Source organism: Serratia sp. TSA_105.2 (assembly GCF_052692115.1).
The window spans coordinates 940,200-957,075 of sequence record NZ_JBQZFT010000002.1 but is presented as its reverse complement, the minus strand read 5'-3'; the positions used below and the strand labels follow the sequence as shown (position 1 = coordinate 957,075).

Genomic DNA, 16,876 nt, shown 5'->3' with positions numbered 1-16,876 from the left:
GCGCCGATGGTAGTGTGGGGTCTCCCCATGCGAGAGTAGGACACTGCCAGGCATCAAATAAACGTTATCAGTGTGACGACTGGTAATGCGCAAATCGCAGAGCGCGAATTTGTCGGCATCGAGAGATGCGACGTAAAAGAATCGGTGGAGCGGTAGTTCAGTTGGTTAGAATACCTGCCTGTCACGCAGGGGGTCGCGGGTTCGAGCCCCGTCCGTTCCGCCACTTAATTGATAAGCCCTGAGTCTCTGACTCAGGGCTTTTTCATATGCAAAATTCATAAAGCCTCGTCGAATTTGTCGCCCTTCCTGCCGCTTTTTCTCAATATTGTTGCCTGTTGGTCAAAAGTATTATGCCGAACCTGGCGTTTTTGCTCACTAAAAATATTGCCATACTCTCTCGCATCGTTATTTATCCACTAATGAGAGAGTAAACATTGTGAGCATCCCTGCATTTGGTTTAGGTACTTTCCGCCTTCAGGATCAGGTCGTTATCGACTCAGTGAGCACAGCGCTGGAATTGGGCTATCGGGCTATCGATACCGCACAGATCTATGAAAACGAAGCGGCCGTCGGCCAGGCAGTCACCGCTAGCGGTGTGCCGCGTGACGAGTTGTTCATCACGACCAAGATTTGGATCGCGAATCTGGCAAAGGGTGCATTAATCCCCAGTCTGCGAGACAGCTTGGCCAAGCTGCAGACCTCGTATGTCGATCTGACGCTGATTCACTGGCCATCGCCAAATGATGAGGTGCCTGTCGCGGAGTTTATGACTGAACTGCTGGAAGCCAAGCGCTTGGGGCTGACCCGTCAGATAGGGGTATCAAATTTCACGGTCGATCTGATGCAGCAGGCAATTGACTCGGTCGGCGCCGATCAGATAGCGACTAATCAGATTGAGCTGTCACCGTTCTTGCAGAATGAAAAAGTGGTGGCGTTCGCACGGCAGCATGGTATTGCCATCACCTCTTATATGACGCTGGCGTATGGCAAAGCGTTGCAGGATGAGACGATCAAAAGCATCGCCGCACGTCACAATGCGACGCCTGCACAGGTGGTTTTGGCCTGGGCGTTGAAGCTGGGCTATGCGGTGATCCCTTCCTCGACCAAGCGTGAAAACCTGGAAAGCAACCTGTTGGCACAGCAGCTGGCGCTGAGTGACGACGATATGGCGCAGATTGCGGCGCTTGAAAGCAACGGCCGATTGGTCAGCCCGGAAGGTCTGGCACCCAACTGGGATTAATCTCTGGACATCACGACGTCAGGCGCCCAAGAGGGCGCCTTTTTTATCGCTTTAGCCGATCGCTGATAAAATCGATAAAACTGCGCAGGCGGTTACTGACGGCGCTATCGCTGTAGTACACCGCGTTGATCGGCATTTCGAGTGGCAACGTGTCTTCCAGTAGAAGGGGGACCAGGTCTCCGCGTTTGACGTCTTCATCACTCATAAAGTCCGACAGGCAGGCGATGCCGTTGCCGTGCAGGCACAGGTGGCGCTGGGTTTCGCCGCTGTTGGTAGTCAGACCTGGAACGATCTCCAGTTGTCGACCATCGGCACAGGTCAGCGGCCAGCGGTTCAGGTTGGGCAGATCGTTGAAGCCGATGCAGCAATGGTGCTCCAGATCGGCTACCGTCTTTGGTGCGCCATACTGCGTCAGGTAGGCGGGGGAGGCCAGGATGCGCCGATAGCTGGCCATCAGCTTGCGCGCTTTCAGCGTAGAGTCCGTCAGCTCGCCGACGCGTATGGCGATATCCACTTTTCGTTCGATCAAATTGATGAAGTTTTCCGAAGAGACCAGCGATAGCGACATTTCCGGATAGCGTTCACGAAACTCGGCGACCAGCGGCGTCAACAGATGCAAGACGACCGGCGTTGCGGCATCGACGCGCAGCAGCCCCTGCGGACGTTGGCGGCTTTCCATCAACGCATTTTCCGCTGCGGCCATATCGCTCAACACTTTCTGCACCTGCCGAAAGTAGTTTTCGCCTTCCTGGGTCAGACTGATTTGGCGTGTCGTGCGGTTGAGCAGGGTCACGCCCAGCTTGCTCTCCAGTTTTTTTACTGTACGACTAACCACGGAGTTGGCCTGCTGCAGGCGCTCCGCCGCCCGGCTGAAGCTGCCGCTTTCCACTACGGTAACGAAGGTGATAAGCTCGTCCGAATTCGCTTTCATTTTTGCTCCACAGGCAAGCTCTATTCTAAATTTTTAGCGATTTCGTCATTTAAGCACGTCGGAGCATCGTCGTCACCCACATGAACGTGATTGCGCATATTCCTGTTTCCCCGCCTGCATTTTGTTGGCCCTTTCGCATTTTTCACCTCTGCTGCACCACCTTTACACAGCTATACCCTCAGAAGATTGAAATCGCCGCAGACGGCCCCTATAACTGAAAAGGTTATGCCTGTAAAAGCCATGCCCTCTGTGCGGGGCAGGCGTATAATCAATTCACCGTTGGCGAAGTCTTCATCGCCAGTTTCATGCTAATGGGTAATAGGCGAATCGCGTGCCGAAACGAACTTATGCAATGAGGTATGTTGCAGGCCAGCCAGTTGAGCGAATCTTTCCTGGCGCCGTTAACCAGCCGTTGCCGCCAGGGGCTGCACTGCCGACGACCGGCGCCTTGCGCGTTATGGTGTGGAATATTTTCAAACAGCAGCGAGCCGACTGGCTTTCGGTGCTGAAAAATCATGGCAAAGATGCGCAGCTGGTGTTGTTGCAGGAGGCGCAAACCACGCCGGAGCTGGTGAGCTACGCTACCGCCAACTATCTGGCGGCCGATCAGGTGCCGGCCTTTGTGTTGCCGCAACATCCTTCCGGCGTGATGACGCTGGCAGCCGCTCATCCGGTTTACTGCTGCCCGCTGCGTGAGCGTGAGCCGCTGCTGCGGCTGTCCAAATCGGCCTTGATCACCGTTTACCCGCTGTACAATGGCGAGCTGTTGATGGTGGTGAATATCCATGCGGTGAACTTCAGCCTGGGAGTCGACGTCTACAGCAAGCAGCTGGGGCCGATTGGCGAGCAGATCGCCAGCCATCGGGGGCCGGTGATCATGGCGGGGGACTTCAACGCCTGGAGCCGTAAACGTATCAACGCGCTGTATGACTTTGCCGGCGAAATGGCGCTGCGCGAGGTTAGCTTCACCGACGATCACCGCCGCAAGGCCTTTGGTCGCCCGCTGGACTTCGTGTTTTACCGTAACCTGGGTGTGGTGGAGGCCTCGGTACTGGTGACCAGCGCGTCGGATCACAATCCGTTGTTGGTGGAGTTCCACCCGGAAAAAGACTCCCCCGTCTGGTGAATCACAGGTAATAAAAAAGCACCCCGAGGGGTGCTTTTTTTGTGCCGGAAACTTAGGTATCCGGCGTTAGCTTGTTGCCGACAAACAGGGTCAACTTCAGACCGGGTTGCAGACTGCCTTTACCGAGCGTTGAATTCCAACGCATCACGTCGTTAATATCGACGCCGTGACGACGTGCGATACTGGCGAGCGAATCACCTTTGCGAACCTGATAGGTGATACTGCTATTACTGCCAGTATTGCTGGCCACTTGCAGGGTTTGCCCAACTTTTATGGCGCTCTTGGCGCGTAAGTTGTTCCAACTCTGCAAATCGCTGGTCTTAACGTTCAGCCGCTTGGCAATGCCCGATAAGGTGTCGCCGGAGCGCACTTTATACGAACTGCCACCGGTCAAACCGCTGTTCTTCGCCAACTGCGTCGTTGGCTGAGTCACGGCGATCTGGCCATCGGCCAGCGAGTCTTTCAGTTGCTCGGCATGTCCTTTGGGAACCATGATGTAATGGGGCCCGTTGGGTGCCGTAACGCCTTTTTTGTAGCCTGGGTTATACGCTTTCATCTTGGTGACCGAAAGCCCAGCCATCTCAGCCGCCTGAGTCAGCTGGATCTGCTGCCCGACATCGATACGCGCCAGCGCACGGGTTTCATCCGTTTTCGGGAGTTTCACGCCGTACTTCTTGCTGTTTTTGATGATGTCGCTCAGCGCCAGCATTTTCGGGACATAGATTGACGTTTCACGCGGAAGCGACAATGCCCAGAAATTGGTTGGCTTACCCTGGCGTTTGTTTGCCTTCACCGCTTGCATCACGCGGCCTTCACCACTGTTATAGGCGGCTACGGTCAATAACCAGTCGCCGTTAAACATGCGGTTCAAGCGCTGCATCATGTTAAGCGCAGCGGTTGTCGAGGCGACGACATCGCGTCGACCGTCATACCACTGATTGTTTTTCAAACCATAATTGCGACCCGTTTGCGGCACGATTTGCCATAGCCCTGCGGCGTTGGCACTTGACGTGGCGTGTGGGTCAAAAGCGCTCTCCACTATGGGTAGCAGTACCAGTTCCATCGGCATATTACGTTTCTTAATCTGCCCGACTATCCAGTACATGTACGGCTCTGCCCGTAATGTTACATCGTGGAGATAGCTCTTACTTTTTAAGTACTTTCTTTTCTGATCACGGATCCGGGAATTTTCCGGAACCTCCATCTTCAGCTCGTCGCTAATGAAGTTCCACAGGTCCTGTTGCGCGGCGGGACTGTTGTTATCCAACCACCGCGCCGAGCTCGCTCGGCCATTTGCTGTGTACTCTCCTGCTTCACCATCTTGACCAGCCGAAGACAAACTCTGTGCATGCTGTTCTGGCGCCGGTGCGTCCTGCCTGGACGACTGGCAACCCACTAGCAAGACTGAGGCGAGAAATATCGCTTTAGCCTTCATGTGTGTGTCAATGTAGTTGCTTAAAAGACGAGCAATAATACTTTGCTTCGCCAAATAACACAACTAAAAGCTTAGAAGTTATCTTTCCGCAGGCGTAATTCGGAAAAAACTGAATGAAGGCTTTCTGGTGGTGAATTAAAGCCTAATTTCTTTTGTAAATCAGTGTCATGGCAACGTAAAAATAGGTTAATTTTGCGCTCTAATTGCAATGTGGTCGGCACACTGGCTTGGCCTTTTGCCCTTAACGCTTCAACATGTTGTTGATATGTTTCAATCTCTCGATCTTCTGGCAAAATAGCCCGCGCAAACTTAAGATTTGAAAGAGTATATTCATGCGCGCAGCAAATTAAGGTGTTATCGGGAAGTTGCGCGAGTTGTTGAAATGAGTCGTACATTTGTTTGGCGGTGCCTTCAAACAGTCTGCCGCAGCCGGCGGAGAAAATTGTGTCGCCGCAGAACAGATAAGGGGCACTATAGAATGCCACATGGCCCAATGTATGGCCGGGGACGGCAAAAGTCCTGAACTGGCACCCATCGATGTTAAAGGTGTCGCCGTCACGGACGATGTGATTGGCGCCTTTGTCTGCGGTTTCTTGCGGCCCATAGACAGCCAGGCCGGGGTACTGGGCGACGATCTGCGCCACGCCGCCGACGTGATCGTGATGATGGTGGGTCAGCAGGATCGCCGCCGGCACCAGCTGCAGGCGCTGCAGCGCTTCGAGTACCGGCCGCGCCTCACCCGGATCGACGATAATGCAGCGCCCCTGTCGGTCATCCAATAACCAAATGTAATTGTCCTGGAAGGCGGGAATGCTGATAAGATTCATGGTGTACCTCTCGTTGGCAACGGCTTGAAAGAAGATAATAAATCATGAAACCAGCCCATACTCTACAAAAGCTCACCGGCCCGCAGTCCTGGGCCGAGCTGCCGTGGGGGGAGTATTATCGTGAAGCGCTCGAGCGGCAGTTGCAACCCTGGTGGCCAAAGCTGTTCGGTTTCCATCTGCTGAAGATGGGCATGCTCAGCGCCGAGCTGGCCACGGACAAATGCGCGATTTCCCATCAGGTCAACGTAGGGCTGGAGGGAGAAGGGCTGCAGGTGATCGCCGATGCTTATCAACTGCCGTTTGCCGCCAAGTCGGTGGATGCCTGCCTGTTGGCGCATACGCTGTCCTATGCAGACGATCCGCACCGCATGCTGCGTGAAGTAGACAGGGTGTTGATCGACGACGGCTGGGTGGTTATCAGCAGCTTCAATCCGTTCAGCCTGCTGGGGTTGGGTAAGCTGGTGCCCGGATTGCGTCGCCGTCAGCCCTATGTCAGCCGCATGTTTACCCAGATGCGGCTGCTGGATTGGCTTAGCCTGCTGAATTACGAGGTGCTGCACCAGGCGCGTTTTCACGTGCTGCCGTGGCATCGCCAGGGCGGCAAGTTTTTATGCACCCATTTGCCGGCGCTGGGCTGCATGAGCGTGATTGTGGCGCGGAAACGCACTTTGCCGCTGACGCCCACGCTGATGAAACTGGGGGCGAGAAAACCGTCTCTCAGCCGCGCGGTGGGCGCGACCAAGAGCTATCGCAAACTGCCTTAGGCTTCCGGTTGGTAACCGACGTCTTCCTGTGTCGGCTTACCGGCCGCTTCGCGCGCCAATACATCACAACGTTCGTTTTCCGGGTGGCCGGCGTGGCCCTTGACCCATTCCCACCTCACCTCGTGCCGCTGAATGGCCTGATCCAACCGCTGCCACAGATCGACATTCTTGACCGGCTTTTTGTCGGCGGTTTTCCAGCCGCGCTTCTTCCAGTTATGGATCCAACTGGTGATGCCCTGGCGCACATACTGGCTGTCGGTACTGAGCGTCACGGCGCAGGGCGCGGTCAGTGCTTCCAGCGCCACGATCGCCGCCATCATTTCCATGCGGTTATTGGTGGTCAGACGAAAACCCTCGCTGAAGGTTTTTTCCGTCTGCTTATAGCGTAATATCGCACCGTAGCCACCGGGGCCGGGGTTGCCAAGGCAGGAGCCGTCGGTGAAAATTTCTACCTGTTTGAGCATCTCTGGTAGACTCTTCCTATCAGTTTTTAAAAGCCAAGTCTGACATAAACGAGCGCTGCGAGCACTGCAATATGATCTCTACAACCACCAGACAGATTGTCCTCGATACCGAAACCACCGGTATGAACAAGCTTGGGGTGCACTACGAAGGGCACCGCATCATTGAAATCGGTGCGGTGGAGGTGATTAACCGCCGCCTGACCGGGCGCAATTTCCACGTTTACATCAAGCCGGATCGGCTGGTGGATCCGGAAGCCTACGGCGTACACGGCATCAGCGACGATTTCCTGGCCGACAAGCCGACCTTCGATCAGGTTGCCGAGGAATTCCTCGACTTTATCCGCGGCGGCGAGCTGGTGATCCATAACGCGGCGTTCGATATCGGCTTTATGGATCACGAATTCCGCATGTTGCAGCAGGGCATCCCGAAGACCGAGACCTTCTGCACCATCACCGACAGCCTGCTGATGGCGCGCCGCCTGTTCCCGGGCAAGCGCAACAACCTCGATGCCTTGTGCAGCCGTTATGAGATAGACAACAGCAAGCGTACGCTGCACGGCGCATTGCTCGATGCCGAGATCCTGGCGGAAGTTTATCTGGCGATGACCGGCGGTCAGACCTCGATAGCGTTCCAGATGGAGGGTGATACCCAGCAAAACGACGCCGCGCAAGAAATTCAGCGCATCGTCCGCCCGGCGACGGCGATGAAAGTGGTCTACGCCAGCGACGAAGAAGTGAAGGCGCACGAGGCGCGTCTGGATCTGGTGGCGAAAAAGGGCGGCAGCTGCCTGTGGCGCGGTGCGCCGGCCGAGTAACGGCATTTTTGCACGAAAAAAACGCACCGGATGAAGCTTCGTTGAAAAACTGTGCAAACGGTTCATTTGGTGAGAAAAAGGCGTTGACGGAACCGTGAGGCGTCCGTAATATGCGCCTCGTTCCCCCGCAAGAGGGAATGGCGCGGAGCGGTAGTTCAGTTGGTTAGAATACCTGCCTGTCACGCAGGGGGTCGCGGGTTCGAGCCCCGTCCGTTCCGCCACTATTCAGAAGCCCTGAGTTAGCGATAACTCAGGGCTTCGTCGTTTCAGCTCTCTGAAAAACGGTGCGGCCCAATAAAAGGGACCGGCGGACCGGCCCCTTATTCCTCAGAATAACACCGAATAGTTCAAGCCGAAGGTGCGTCCTCGGCCTTTATAGCTGTACAGCTCAGGCGAGCCGTAGGTTGGGCTGTACAGGATCGGCGCGCGTTGGCCCCAAACGGTGGTGTACTCCTTGTCCAGCAGGTTTTCCACGCTGAAGCTGATTTTCCCTACCGGCAGGGTATAGCTGCCGAGGAAGTCGAGGGTGTTGTAGCCATCGATCTTGCGGCCCTGAGTGGAGTTGGCCTTGGTGTAATCGCCGTCGTCCGACACGTCGAAGGTTTGCTGCGACTGTAAGCGCAGATTCCAGTCGCCCGGCGCCCAGCCGACATAGGCGGTGACTTTCGATGGGCTGGCGGTATCCACCACCAGCTTCTTCCATTCGCCGTTGACCTTGGTTTCGGAACGGATAACGTTGAAGTTGGTGCCGGCGCTCCAGTCGCTGTCTTCAAAGAAATAATCCACCGCGCCTTCCACCCCGTAGATGCGGCGCTTGTCCGCATTGACGTTGATGGTCATGTCGGTTTTGTTGATGGCGATGCTCTTGTCGGACAGCGAGTAGTAGGCGGCGATTTGCGTGCGCAGGTTATCGCCGGTATAGCGCCAACCCAGCTCGTAGGCATTGACCTTGATGCCTTCCAGCTTGGAATCGCCGACGTTGACGCTCTTCAGCAGCCGGTAATGGCCGCCGTTCAACGCGTAGGTGCCGTTGCCGTAATATTTGCCCGGGTCCGGGATCTCGAAGCCCTGAGAGAAGTTGAACCAGGTTTGCTGGCGATCGGTCAGGTGCGCCAACAGGCCGGCATTAAACAGCGCGTTGTTGTAGTCGGTTTTCCCTCCCGGTATCGCGTCGGCGGACGTCGCGGCGCCGGTGGCGATTGCCTGCTGCTGGTTATAACCGACGAAGTCGTCAATCTTGTTTTCGGTGTACTGGTAACGCACGCCGCCGCTCAGGGTGAATATCGGGTTGATGTCGTAGCTGGCCTGCAGGAACGACGCTAGGTTGCTGGTGGTATAGCTCGGGTAGCGGCCGGTGCTGTAAGCGTTCTCCAGCGTCATGCCGCCGGACTGTTGCGCCTTCGCCAGGTTGAAGAACTGTTGGTTGGCGTTGAAGCTCTCATGCTCGGCGTCGATGCCGTAAGTCAGCGTCAGCGCATCGACAGGCTTGCTGTTTAACGTCAGCTTGCCGCCGTAGAAATCGGTTTTTTGCTGCGAAGCGCCAATGCTGCTGACGTAATAGTCCGGCGCTTTGCCCGCCAGCGTCGGGAATGGGTAGAAGGTCAAGGTTTCGTCGCGGTAATAGACCTGCGCCACCAAATCCTGGCCGAGGAAATCGGTGTTGGAATACTGCAGGTTGATCAGGTGGCGTTCGGTGCCGGGGATGCGGTCGGAATTTAAGTTGCCGCTGTTGTATGCCTTGGCGTTGCCCGTCACCGCCGCGAAGTTTTCCCCCAGGAACAGGCCGTGGTCGCCGTCGGATTGGCTTTTGTAGTATTGGGTGGTCAGCTGCAGCTGTTGATGATCGTCGATGTTGAGGGTGCCGGTGCCCATCACGTCAAGGCGATCGGAATACTGCAGGCCGGTTTGGGTATTGTCGATCAGTACCTCATTGCCTTTGCCGTCGTACCAGCCGCCATAGCGTTGGTAAGAAACGGACAGGCGCCCCGAGGCGTTGTCGTTGCCGCCGCTGACCGCCGCTGCCACGTTCTCGTCGTGATCGTTATGGCCGCCAAAGCCGGTTTTACCGCCGATCTGCAACTCGACCTGCTGTTCCGGTTGCCCCTTTTTGGTGACGATGTTGATCAGGCCGCCGGTGCTGCCACCGCCGTACAGCGAAGTCGCGCCGGAAATCACCTCAATATGATCGATATTGAACGGATCGATCGAATCCAACTGGCGGCTGTCGCTGCGCGATGAATTCAGGCGTACGCCGTCGATCATCACCATCATCGAACGGCCGCGCATATTCATGCCATAGTTGGTGCGGCCCTGGCCGCTGACGTCCATACCGGGGATCAGCTGCGCCAACATGTCCTTGATCTCTTTACCGCCCTGAACCTGCTGTTCGATCTCTTGGCTTTCGATGACCCAAGTGGTCTGCGCCATTTCCGCCACGCTGCGGTGCGAACGGCTGGCGGAGACCACCAACTGCTCTTCGTTGCCGGCTTTCTGATCTTCTGCCCAAGCCGCCGGCGCAAGCATTGCCAACAGACAAGGGTTCAATACCCAAAGGTGTTTGCGTTTCATCGTTATTTCCCAGGTGATATTGTTATTACTCTATTTTTGAGAATGATTCTTTTATCAATAACGTTTCTTGTTATCAATAAAATCATGATATGATTTTTTGCGATACATTAACGTAATCAATTAGTTTTATTAACATTTTACCCGCTGCGCGATCGAGCACCCCACACCGTCAACACGGCAGCCGATCGGCCATACGCACAAGCGACAGCGTTGCCGGAGAATCGAGAACATGTCCGCCAGCTACAGAATTTTTGATATCACCTTGAAAAGCAAAACGCTGATTTCACCTTCGCTGGTACGCTGCGTGTTTGAAGGTGCGGATATTCATCGGATGAAGCTGGAAGCGCCGGATCAGCGCATCAAACTGTTGTTCCCGGCGGCGGACGGCAAGATCCCGCAATTGGTCAACGGCCCGGACTGGTACGGCGATTACATGGCGATCCCCAAAGAACAGCGTCCGGTGATGCGCACCTACACGCTGCGTGCGCTGCGCCGTGAGCAGAATCAGATGGACGTCGAATTCGTGCTGCATGGCGTGAACGGCCCAGCCTCCGCCTGGGCGACCCACGCCGAGCCGGGTGACGCCCTTCAGACGGTCGCCCCCAACGCTGACTTCGACGGTGACAGCGGCGGCTACGAATGGGTGCCGCCGGCGCAGTTGCAGCAGGCGCTGTTGATCGCCGATGAGACGGCGGTGCCGGCGGCGATGGGTATTCTGGAGCAGCTGGCGCAGCAGGCCAATCCGCCGCGAGTGCAGGCATTTTTTGAGGTGCCGGTGGCGGGGGATTGCCTGGATTTGGCCCGTTTCCCGTTCGCCGAGGTTTACTGGCTGCCGCGTGACGTAGGCCACCAACTGGCGCACGGCACGTTGCTGGTGGAGGCGGTGCGCCAGCGGGTCGATATCCCCGCGTCGGCGTGTGCGCAGGCGCAGTCCCTGGCGGAAAGCAGCCTGAGCGATGAGGTGCTGTGGGAGCGGGCGGCCGGCGGCAACGCTTTTTATGCCTGGGTGGCGGCTGAGTCTTCCACGGTGAAAACGCTGCGGCGTTATCTGATCGGCGAACGCGATCTGGATCGCGCTACCGTCAACTTCATGGCCTATTGGTGCTGAACGCGCAGCCCTTTTCCTGCATTGGCGCTGAAAAAGGGCATGCCGCTGCCATTCCCCATCAACGAATAATCGCTTGCCAGCGGGTAGTTCGACCGTGTTATGTTCCGCTGAAACGAAGGTTACAGCGAGAACGATAATGCAACGGTTCGACGAACGCCTGCGCCGCGACTACCCACAGCTGACGCCGCAGGAGCAGCGGGTGGCCGACTTCATCTTCGATCACTATGACGATTTGATCGGTTACAACAGCGCCGAGCTGGCGCGCCTGAGCGGCGTTTCCAAAGCCACGGTCAGCCGCTTGTTCAAACGGCTGGGCTACCCCAACTACCGCACCATGCGCGATGAGCTGCGCACCCTGCGCCAGAGCGGCATGCCGCTGACCGACAGCCGTGATGCGGTGCAGGGCGATACGCTGTTGGCGCGGCACTGTAAGCAGGAAATGGCCAATCTCACCCGCTGGGTAAAGCAGATCGATGCGGTGCAGTTCAGCGCGGCGATCGCCGCACTGGCGCAGGCGCGAGGCGTACTGCTGCTGGGGTTGCGCAACAGCTATCCGGTGGCGATGCACCTGCGCCAGCAGCTGATGCAGGTGCGTGAACAGGTGCTGCTGGCGCCGCAGCCGGGACAGACGCTGGCGGAAGATCTGGCGGGGCTGACGCCGCAGGACGTGGCGGTGGTGGTGGCGTTCCGTCGCCGGCCGCGCCAGATAAAGGCAGTGCTGGCGCTGTTGCAAAGCCGCGGGGTGCCGACACTGTTGATCTGTGAACCGCAGGCGCAGGCGTTGTTCCCATTGGCCAACTGGCACTTGACCGTACCGCTCGACAGCGTGTCGGCCTTTGACAGCTATGCTGCCGCCATGAGCCTGGCCAGCCTGCTCAGCAATGCGTTGCTGCATGAGCAGCTGGCGCAGGGGCGGCAGCGCATTCATCACGTCGCCGAACTGTTCCAGGCGCTGGACGAACTGGAGCTGCGTTAAGCGCGGCAGGTCATTTCCCTTCCTTCACCTTCCGCCGTTTAAGGCGGATCGGTCACCTCATTGTGTTACTTTGGTTTCATTAATTGATCATAAGAATCTTTTGTTTCAACTGAATTCCTATCGGGAGTAGGCTGTTGGGCAGCAAACAAACGTCATGTCGACGCTGAAGGCATAACTCAATAACTTACTAAGCTGACAGGGAATGAACATGTTGGATATCTCGCAATTCGATCAGATTAACCCGCCGGCGCGCCTGCTGATGGGGCCGGGGCCGATCAACGCCGATCCGCGCGTGCTGCGCGCCATGTCGAGCCAGCTGATCGGCCAGTACGATCCGGCGATGACCGGTTACATGAATCAGGTCATGGCGCTGTATCGCGCGCTGTTCCGCACCGAAAACCGCTGGACGATGCTGGTGGATGGCACCTCGCGCGCCGGTATCGAGGCGCTGCTGATTTCCGCCATTCGGCCGGGCGATAAGGTGCTGGTGCCGGTCTTCGGCCGTTTCGGGCATCTGCTGTGCGAGATTGCCCGCCGCTGCCGTGCCGAGGTGCACACGATCGAGGTACCGTGGGGCGAGGTGTTCAGCGCCGATCGCATCGAAGACGCGATTAAGCGAGTGCGCCCGCGCCTGCTGCTGACGGTGCAGGGCGACACGTCCACCACCATGCTGCAGCCGCTGCATGAGCTGGGCGATATCTGTCGCCGCCACGGCGTGCTGTTCTATACCGATGCGACGGCTTCCTTCGGCGGTAACCCGCTGGAGACCGATGCCTGGGGGCTGGATGCGGTCTCCGCCGGGCTGCAGAAGTGCCTGGGCGGCCCCTCCGGCAGCTCGCCGGTCACTCTCAGCCCGCAGTTTGAAGAGATTGTGCGCCGCCGTAAATGCGTGGAGGAGGGGATCCGCACCGCCGAGCACGCCGACGGCGACGACGAGATGATCTACTCCAACTATTTCGACATCGGCATGATCATGGATTATTGGGGGCCGGAGCGCCTCAATCACCATACCGAAGCCACCAGCATGCTGTTCGCGGCGCGAGAATGCGCGCGGGTGATCCTCGAAGAAGGGCTGGATCATGCCATCGCCCGCCACCGGCTGCACGGCGCGGCGATGCTGGCGGGCATCCGGGGCATGGGGCTGGCGGTGTTCGGCGATCTCGAGCACCGCATGAACAACGTGCTTGGCGTGATGATCCCGCCGCAGTTACAGGGTGAACAGGTGCGGCAGATGATGCTGAACGACTTTGGCATTGAAATCGGCACCTCGTTCGGCCCGCTGCAGGGCAAGATCTGGCGCATTGGCACCATGGGCTACAACGCGCGCAAAGATTGCGTGCTGCAAACCCTGGCGGCGCTGGAGGCGGTGCTGAACCGCCTCGGTTTCGCCAGCAAGCAGGGCGAGGCGTTGCAGGCTGCTTGGAACGTTTATGACGCAGGCAAGCGTGGATGACGCCGCGGGAGGCACAGCAGGCCGCCGCACGGGTGATGGCGCGCTGTGACGAGCTGGCGGCGATCAGCGCAGAGCCCGATCGGCTGACGCGTCTTTATCTCTCCGCCGAACATCGGCGCGCCAATCACCGAGTCGGGGAGTGGATGCGTGAGAGCGGCATGCAGGTTTGGCAGGACAGCGTCGGCAATATCTGCGGCCGCTATGAAGGGCACACGCCCGGGGCCCCCGCGCTGCTGCTCGGTTCGCATTTGGACACGGTGCGTAACGCCGGGCGCTATGACGGCATGCTCGGCGTGCTCACGGCGCTGGAAACGGTGGCGCACTATCACCGCCAGGGGCATCGATTACCGCTGGCGCTGGAGGTGATCGGCTTTGCCGACGAGGAGGGCGCGCGCTTTGGCGTCACGCTGCTCGGCAGCCGCGGCCTGACCGGCCAGTGGCCCGCAGAGTGGCTGGCGCGCACCGACGCCGACGGCGTGAGCATCGCGCAGGCGATGCGCGACTTTGGGCTGGATCCGGCGGCGATCGCGCAGGCGCGTCGCGCACCAAACGAAATTCGCGCCTATCTCGAATTACATATCGAACAGGGCCCATGTCTGGAGGCGGCCGATTTGGCGCTGGGCGTGGTGACGGCGATCAATGGCGCGCGCCGGCTTAACTGCACTTTCAGCGGCGAGGCGGGCCACGCCGGCACGGTGCCGATGGGGCAGCGCAAAGATGCGCTGGTGGCCGCGGCAGAATGGATCACGGCGGTAGAAACGCTGACCTGCGGCGCCGATTCGCCACTGGTGGCCACCGTCGGCTGCATCGAGAGTCTGCCGGGCGCGGTCAATGTGATCCCCGGTGAGGTGCGATTGACGCTCGATGTGCGCGGCCCGCAGGATGCGCCGCTGGCGGCGCTATTGACGACGTTGCTGGCGCAGGCGCAGGCGATCTGCGCGCGGCGTGGAATGCGCTTCGCCAGCGAGGCGTTTTATCGCATTGATGCCACCGCCTGCGACGTGGACCTGCAGCGCCGCTGGCAGGTGGCTGTCGCACAAGTGCAGGGCCGTAGCCTGGCGCTGCCGAGCGGCGCCGGGCACGACGCCATCGCCGTGGCGGCGCAATGGCCGGTCGGCATGCTGTTCGTGCGTTGCGCCGGCGGCGTCAGCCATCATCCGGACGAAGCGGTGCGGCAGGCGGACGTGGCGCTGGCGATCCAGGCCTATTGCCTGATGATCGCCGGCTGGGAGAAGGGGGAATCAGTCTAAACGCAGAAAGCTGTCGGCATCGCGCCAGGCCGGGAAGGCGCTGCGGTAACTTTGCAGGGTTTCCAGCGACAGCTCGGCGTCCAGCCGCGTGGGCGCGCCGGGCTCCGCATCTGCCAGGATCTCGCCCTGAGGGCTGATGATCAAGCTGTCTCCGCTGTAATTCAGGCCGTTGGGATCTTCGCCCACCCGGTTGCAGCCCGCCACATACACCTGATTTTCAATCGCCCGCGCCGCCAGCAGCGTTTGCCAATGGCTGCTGCGCGGCGCCGGCCAGTTGGCGACGTACAGCGCCAGATCGTAATCCTGCTGATAGCGCGCCCAGACCGGGAAACGCAGGTCGTAGCAGATCTGCGGCAGGATGCGCCAGCCGCGCCACTCGAAGATTTCACGCCGGTTGCCGGCCTGGTAGTGCAGATGTTCGCCGGCCATGCGGAACAGGTGGCGTTTGTCATAGGCGTGCACCTGGCCGCCCGGCTCGACCAACAGGAAACGGTTGACCGCACCCTCGTCGGTTTTCAGCGCCACGCTACCGCCGATTAACGCGTGGCTTTTCACCGCCCAACCGTGCAGCCAGTCGATCACCTGCTGTTCGGGCAGGGCGCTCTCGCCGGCATCCATGGCAAAACCGGTGGTGAACATCTCCGGCAAGACGATAAGATCGCGCCCGACGATCGGCGCCAGCAACGCATCGAAAGCCGCCAGGTTGGCGGGGCCGTCGCGCCAGACCAGCGGCTGCTGCAACAGGGTAATTTTTAAAGTCGACATAACCGCTCCGCAGCTGCATCCAGCGTGGCGTCCTGTTTAGCGAAGCACAGCCGGATCAATTTATGGGGGAAAGGATCGGCACAGAAGACCGACAGCGGAATGGCCGCCACGCCCACGTGCTCGGTTAACCAATGGCAGAACGCCACATCGTCCAGATCGGAGATGGCGCTGTAGTCCGCCAGCAAGAAGTATGTACCCGCGCAGGGTAAAATTTCCAGTCGGCTGCTCGCCAGCGCTTGCACAAAGCGGTCGCGTTTGGCGCGATAGAACGCCGGCAGCTGTCGCCAGTGCTCCGGCTCTGCGCGCAGGCTATCCGCCAGTGCCAGCTGGGCCGGGGTATTGACCGAAAAGGTCAGGTATTGATGCACTTTGCGCACCTCGGCGCTCAGCGCGGCGGGCGCTACGCAGTAACCCACTTTCCAGCCGGTCATGTGGAAGGTTTTGCCGAAAGAGGACACCGCGATCGCGCGCTGGCGCAGCTGCGGGTGGGCCAGCACGCTGGCGTGGCCGCCTTTGGCGAAGCAGATGTGTTCGTAAACCTCGTCGCTGAGCACGTAGATTTCGCGTTCGGCGACAGCGTGCCACAACTGCTGCATGTCTTCCGCCTGCCAGGCGGTAGCGGACGGGTTGTGCGGCGTGTTGACGATCACCAGGCGGGTGCGCGGCGACAGCGCGGCGGCGAACGTTGGCCAATCCACGGCAAACGCGGGCGGCTGCAGGGCGATGCGTTTGAGTATGCCGCCGGCCAGCGTCACCGCCGGTGCATAGCTGTCGTAGCTGGGATCGAAGCAGACCACCTCGTCGCCGGGGCGCACCAGCGCGCTGATGGCGGCGAACAGCGCCTCGGTAGCGCCGGCGGTGACGGTCACTTCTGCGGTGGCGTCCGGTTGCCAGCCATACAGCTCGGCGGTTTTGTCGGCGATGGCTTCGCGCAGCGGCGCCACGCCGGTCATCGGCGCATATTGGTTGGCGCCCTGGGCGACGTGCCAGGCCAGACGTTCTTTCAGGTAGTCCGGGCCGTCGAAATCGGGGAAGCCCTGCGACAGGTTGATCGCCTGGTGCTGCTGCGCCAGCGCGCTCATCTGGGTAAAGATGGTGGTGCCCAGTGAGGGCAGTTTGCTTTCGGGAATCAATGCGGAAGTGCTCATAGCAGG

The 16,876-nt window shown here is 58.9% G+C and carries 15 protein-coding genes and 2 tRNA genes; 10 read left to right on the top strand and 7 right to left on the bottom strand.

What is annotated here, in order from left to right:
* The first annotated feature begins 146 nt into the window (after positions 1-146).
* Positions 147-223 (top strand) — tRNA-Asp (locus ACUTSC_RS11055).
* A gap of 213 nt (positions 224-436) precedes the next feature.
* Positions 437-1,240 carry a 2,5-didehydrogluconate reductase DkgB gene (dkgB, locus tag ACUTSC_RS11050; protein ID WP_197766912.1) on the top strand — a complete coding sequence of 268 codons (804 nt, stop codon included), beginning with the start codon at positions 437-439 and terminating at the stop codon, positions 1,238-1,240.
* Positions 1,241-1,283: 43 nt separating this feature from the next.
* Here dkgB and yafC read toward each other — a convergent pair whose 3' ends face one another.
* Complete coding sequence (gene yafC / locus ACUTSC_RS11045) at positions 1,284-2,171, bottom strand: DNA-binding transcriptional regulator YafC (RefSeq protein ID WP_130018577.1); 888 nt, start codon at positions 2,169-2,171, stop codon at positions 1,284-1,286.
* Between the two features lie 331 nt (positions 2,172-2,502).
* Here yafC and ACUTSC_RS11040 point away from each other — a divergent pair, with 331 nt between their 5' ends.
* A complete protein-coding gene (locus ACUTSC_RS11040; RefSeq protein ID WP_025160092.1) occupies positions 2,503-3,297 on the top strand; it encodes an endonuclease/exonuclease/phosphatase family protein in 795 nt (264 codons plus the stop codon).
* Between the two features lie 52 nt (positions 3,298-3,349).
* On the opposite strand, the gene mltD is transcribed toward ACUTSC_RS11040, so the two are convergent.
* Positions 3,350-4,732, bottom strand: a complete 1,383-nt coding sequence (gene mltD, locus ACUTSC_RS11035; RefSeq protein WP_197766910.1) for a murein transglycosylase D — start codon at positions 4,730-4,732, stop codon at positions 3,350-3,352.
* Between the two features lie 71 nt (positions 4,733-4,803).
* On the bottom strand, positions 4,804-5,559 hold the full coding sequence (gene gloB / locus ACUTSC_RS11030) for a hydroxyacylglutathione hydrolase (protein ID WP_197773006.1): 756 nt from the start codon (positions 5,557-5,559) through the stop codon (positions 4,804-4,806).
* A 44-nt stretch (positions 5,560-5,603) separates the two neighbouring features.
* Here gloB and ACUTSC_RS11025 point away from each other — a divergent pair, with 44 nt between their 5' ends.
* The gene (locus ACUTSC_RS11025; RefSeq protein ID WP_197766908.1) at positions 5,604-6,323 is read left to right on the top strand and encodes a methyltransferase domain-containing protein; all 720 of its coding nucleotides are present in this window, start codon (positions 5,604-5,606) and stop codon (positions 6,321-6,323) included.
* Here the strand turns inward: ACUTSC_RS11025 and rnhA are convergent.
* Positions 6,320-6,787, bottom strand: a complete 468-nt coding sequence (rnhA, locus tag ACUTSC_RS11020; RefSeq protein WP_197766907.1) for a ribonuclease HI — start codon at positions 6,785-6,787, stop codon at positions 6,320-6,322. The genes ACUTSC_RS11025 and rnhA overlap by 4 nt on opposite strands.
* Positions 6,788-6,858: 71 nt before the next feature.
* Between rnhA and dnaQ the strand changes: the two genes are divergently transcribed.
* Together dnaQ and ACUTSC_RS11010 are read left to right on the top strand one after the other, a co-directional pair.
* Complete coding sequence (dnaQ, locus tag ACUTSC_RS11015) at positions 6,859-7,602, top strand: DNA polymerase III subunit epsilon (protein ID WP_004930195.1); 744 nt, start codon at positions 6,859-6,861, stop codon at positions 7,600-7,602.
* A 144-nt stretch (positions 7,603-7,746) separates the two neighbouring features.
* Positions 7,747-7,823, top strand: a tRNA-Asp gene (locus ACUTSC_RS11010).
* 106 nt (positions 7,824-7,929) lie between these two features.
* Here ACUTSC_RS11010 and ACUTSC_RS11005 read toward each other — a convergent pair.
* Entirely contained in the window at positions 7,930-10,170 is a 2,241-nt protein-coding gene (locus ACUTSC_RS11005; protein ID WP_443003634.1) for a TonB-dependent siderophore receptor, read from the bottom strand.
* A gap of 229 nt (positions 10,171-10,399) precedes the next feature.
* On the opposite strand from ACUTSC_RS11005, the gene ACUTSC_RS11000 reads away from it, so the two are divergent.
* The 4 genes from ACUTSC_RS11000 (at position 10,400) to hpxK (ending at position 14,957) form a co-directional block, all read left to right on the top strand.
* Complete coding sequence (locus ACUTSC_RS11000) at positions 10,400-11,278, top strand: siderophore-interacting protein (RefSeq protein WP_130018575.1); 879 nt, start codon at positions 10,400-10,402, stop codon at positions 11,276-11,278.
* A 136-nt stretch (positions 11,279-11,414) separates the two neighbouring features.
* Positions 11,415-12,254, top strand: a complete 840-nt coding sequence (locus tag ACUTSC_RS10995; RefSeq protein ID WP_197766905.1) for an SIS domain-containing protein — start codon at positions 11,415-11,417, stop codon at positions 12,252-12,254.
* Between the two features lie 208 nt (positions 12,255-12,462).
* Positions 12,463-13,707, top strand: coding sequence for an aminotransferase class V-fold PLP-dependent enzyme (locus tag ACUTSC_RS10990; protein WP_197766904.1), 1,245 nt, complete (start codon positions 12,463-12,465; stop codon positions 13,705-13,707).
* On the top strand, positions 13,704-14,957 hold the full coding sequence (gene hpxK, locus ACUTSC_RS10985; RefSeq protein ID WP_197773008.1) for an allantoate amidohydrolase: 1,254 nt from the start codon (positions 13,704-13,706) through the stop codon (positions 14,955-14,957). The genes ACUTSC_RS10990 and hpxK overlap by 4 nt, the downstream gene beginning before the upstream one ends.
* Here the strand turns inward: hpxK and ACUTSC_RS10980 are convergent.
* Both ACUTSC_RS10980 and ACUTSC_RS10975 read right to left on the bottom strand, forming a co-directional pair.
* Positions 14,949-15,722, bottom strand: a complete 774-nt coding sequence (locus tag ACUTSC_RS10980) for an amidohydrolase (RefSeq protein ID WP_197773009.1) — start codon at positions 15,720-15,722, stop codon at positions 14,949-14,951. The genes hpxK and ACUTSC_RS10980 overlap by 9 nt on opposite strands.
* Positions 15,710-16,870 (bottom strand): methionine aminotransferase, encoded by a 1,161-nt coding sequence (locus ACUTSC_RS10975; protein ID WP_197766901.1) that lies wholly within the window; start codon positions 16,868-16,870, stop codon positions 15,710-15,712. Before ACUTSC_RS10975 ends, ACUTSC_RS10980 begins: the two co-directional genes overlap by 13 nt.
* Positions 16,871-16,876: the final 6 nt, after the last annotated feature.

Coding starts and splice junctions, on each gene's coding strand:
- ACUTSC_RS11005 (WP_443003634.1), bottom strand. CDS start 10,170: ATGAAACGCAAACACCTTTGGGTATTGAACCCTTGTCTGTTGGCAATG.
- ACUTSC_RS10990 (WP_197766904.1), top strand. CDS start 12,463: ATGTTGGATATCTCGCAATTCGATCAGATTAACCCGCCGGCGCGCCTG.
- dnaQ (WP_004930195.1), top strand. CDS start 6,859: ATGATCTCTACAACCACCAGACAGATTGTCCTCGATACCGAAACCACC.
- ACUTSC_RS11025 (WP_197766908.1), top strand. CDS start 5,604: ATGAAACCAGCCCATACTCTACAAAAGCTCACCGGCCCGCAGTCCTGG.
- ACUTSC_RS11000 (WP_130018575.1), top strand. CDS start 10,400: ATGTCCGCCAGCTACAGAATTTTTGATATCACCTTGAAAAGCAAAACG.
- hpxK (WP_197773008.1), top strand. CDS start 13,704: ATGACGCCGCGGGAGGCACAGCAGGCCGCCGCACGGGTGATGGCGCGC.
- ACUTSC_RS10980 (WP_197773009.1), bottom strand. CDS start 15,722: ATGTCGACTTTAAAAATTACCCTGTTGCAGCAGCCGCTGGTCTGGCGC.
- rnhA (WP_197766907.1), bottom strand. CDS start 6,787: ATGCTCAAACAGGTAGAAATTTTCACCGACGGCTCCTGCCTTGGCAAC.
- yafC (WP_130018577.1), bottom strand. CDS start 2,171: ATGAAAGCGAATTCGGACGAGCTTATCACCTTCGTTACCGTAGTGGAA.
- ACUTSC_RS10995 (WP_197766905.1), top strand. CDS start 11,415: ATGCAACGGTTCGACGAACGCCTGCGCCGCGACTACCCACAGCTGACG.
- mltD (WP_197766910.1), bottom strand. CDS start 4,732: ATGAAGGCTAAAGCGATATTTCTCGCCTCAGTCTTGCTAGTGGGTTGC.
- gloB (WP_197773006.1), bottom strand. CDS start 5,559: ATGAATCTTATCAGCATTCCCGCCTTCCAGGACAATTACATTTGGTTA.
- ACUTSC_RS10975 (WP_197766901.1), bottom strand. CDS start 16,870: ATGAGCACTTCCGCATTGATTCCCGAAAGCAAACTGCCCTCACTGGGC.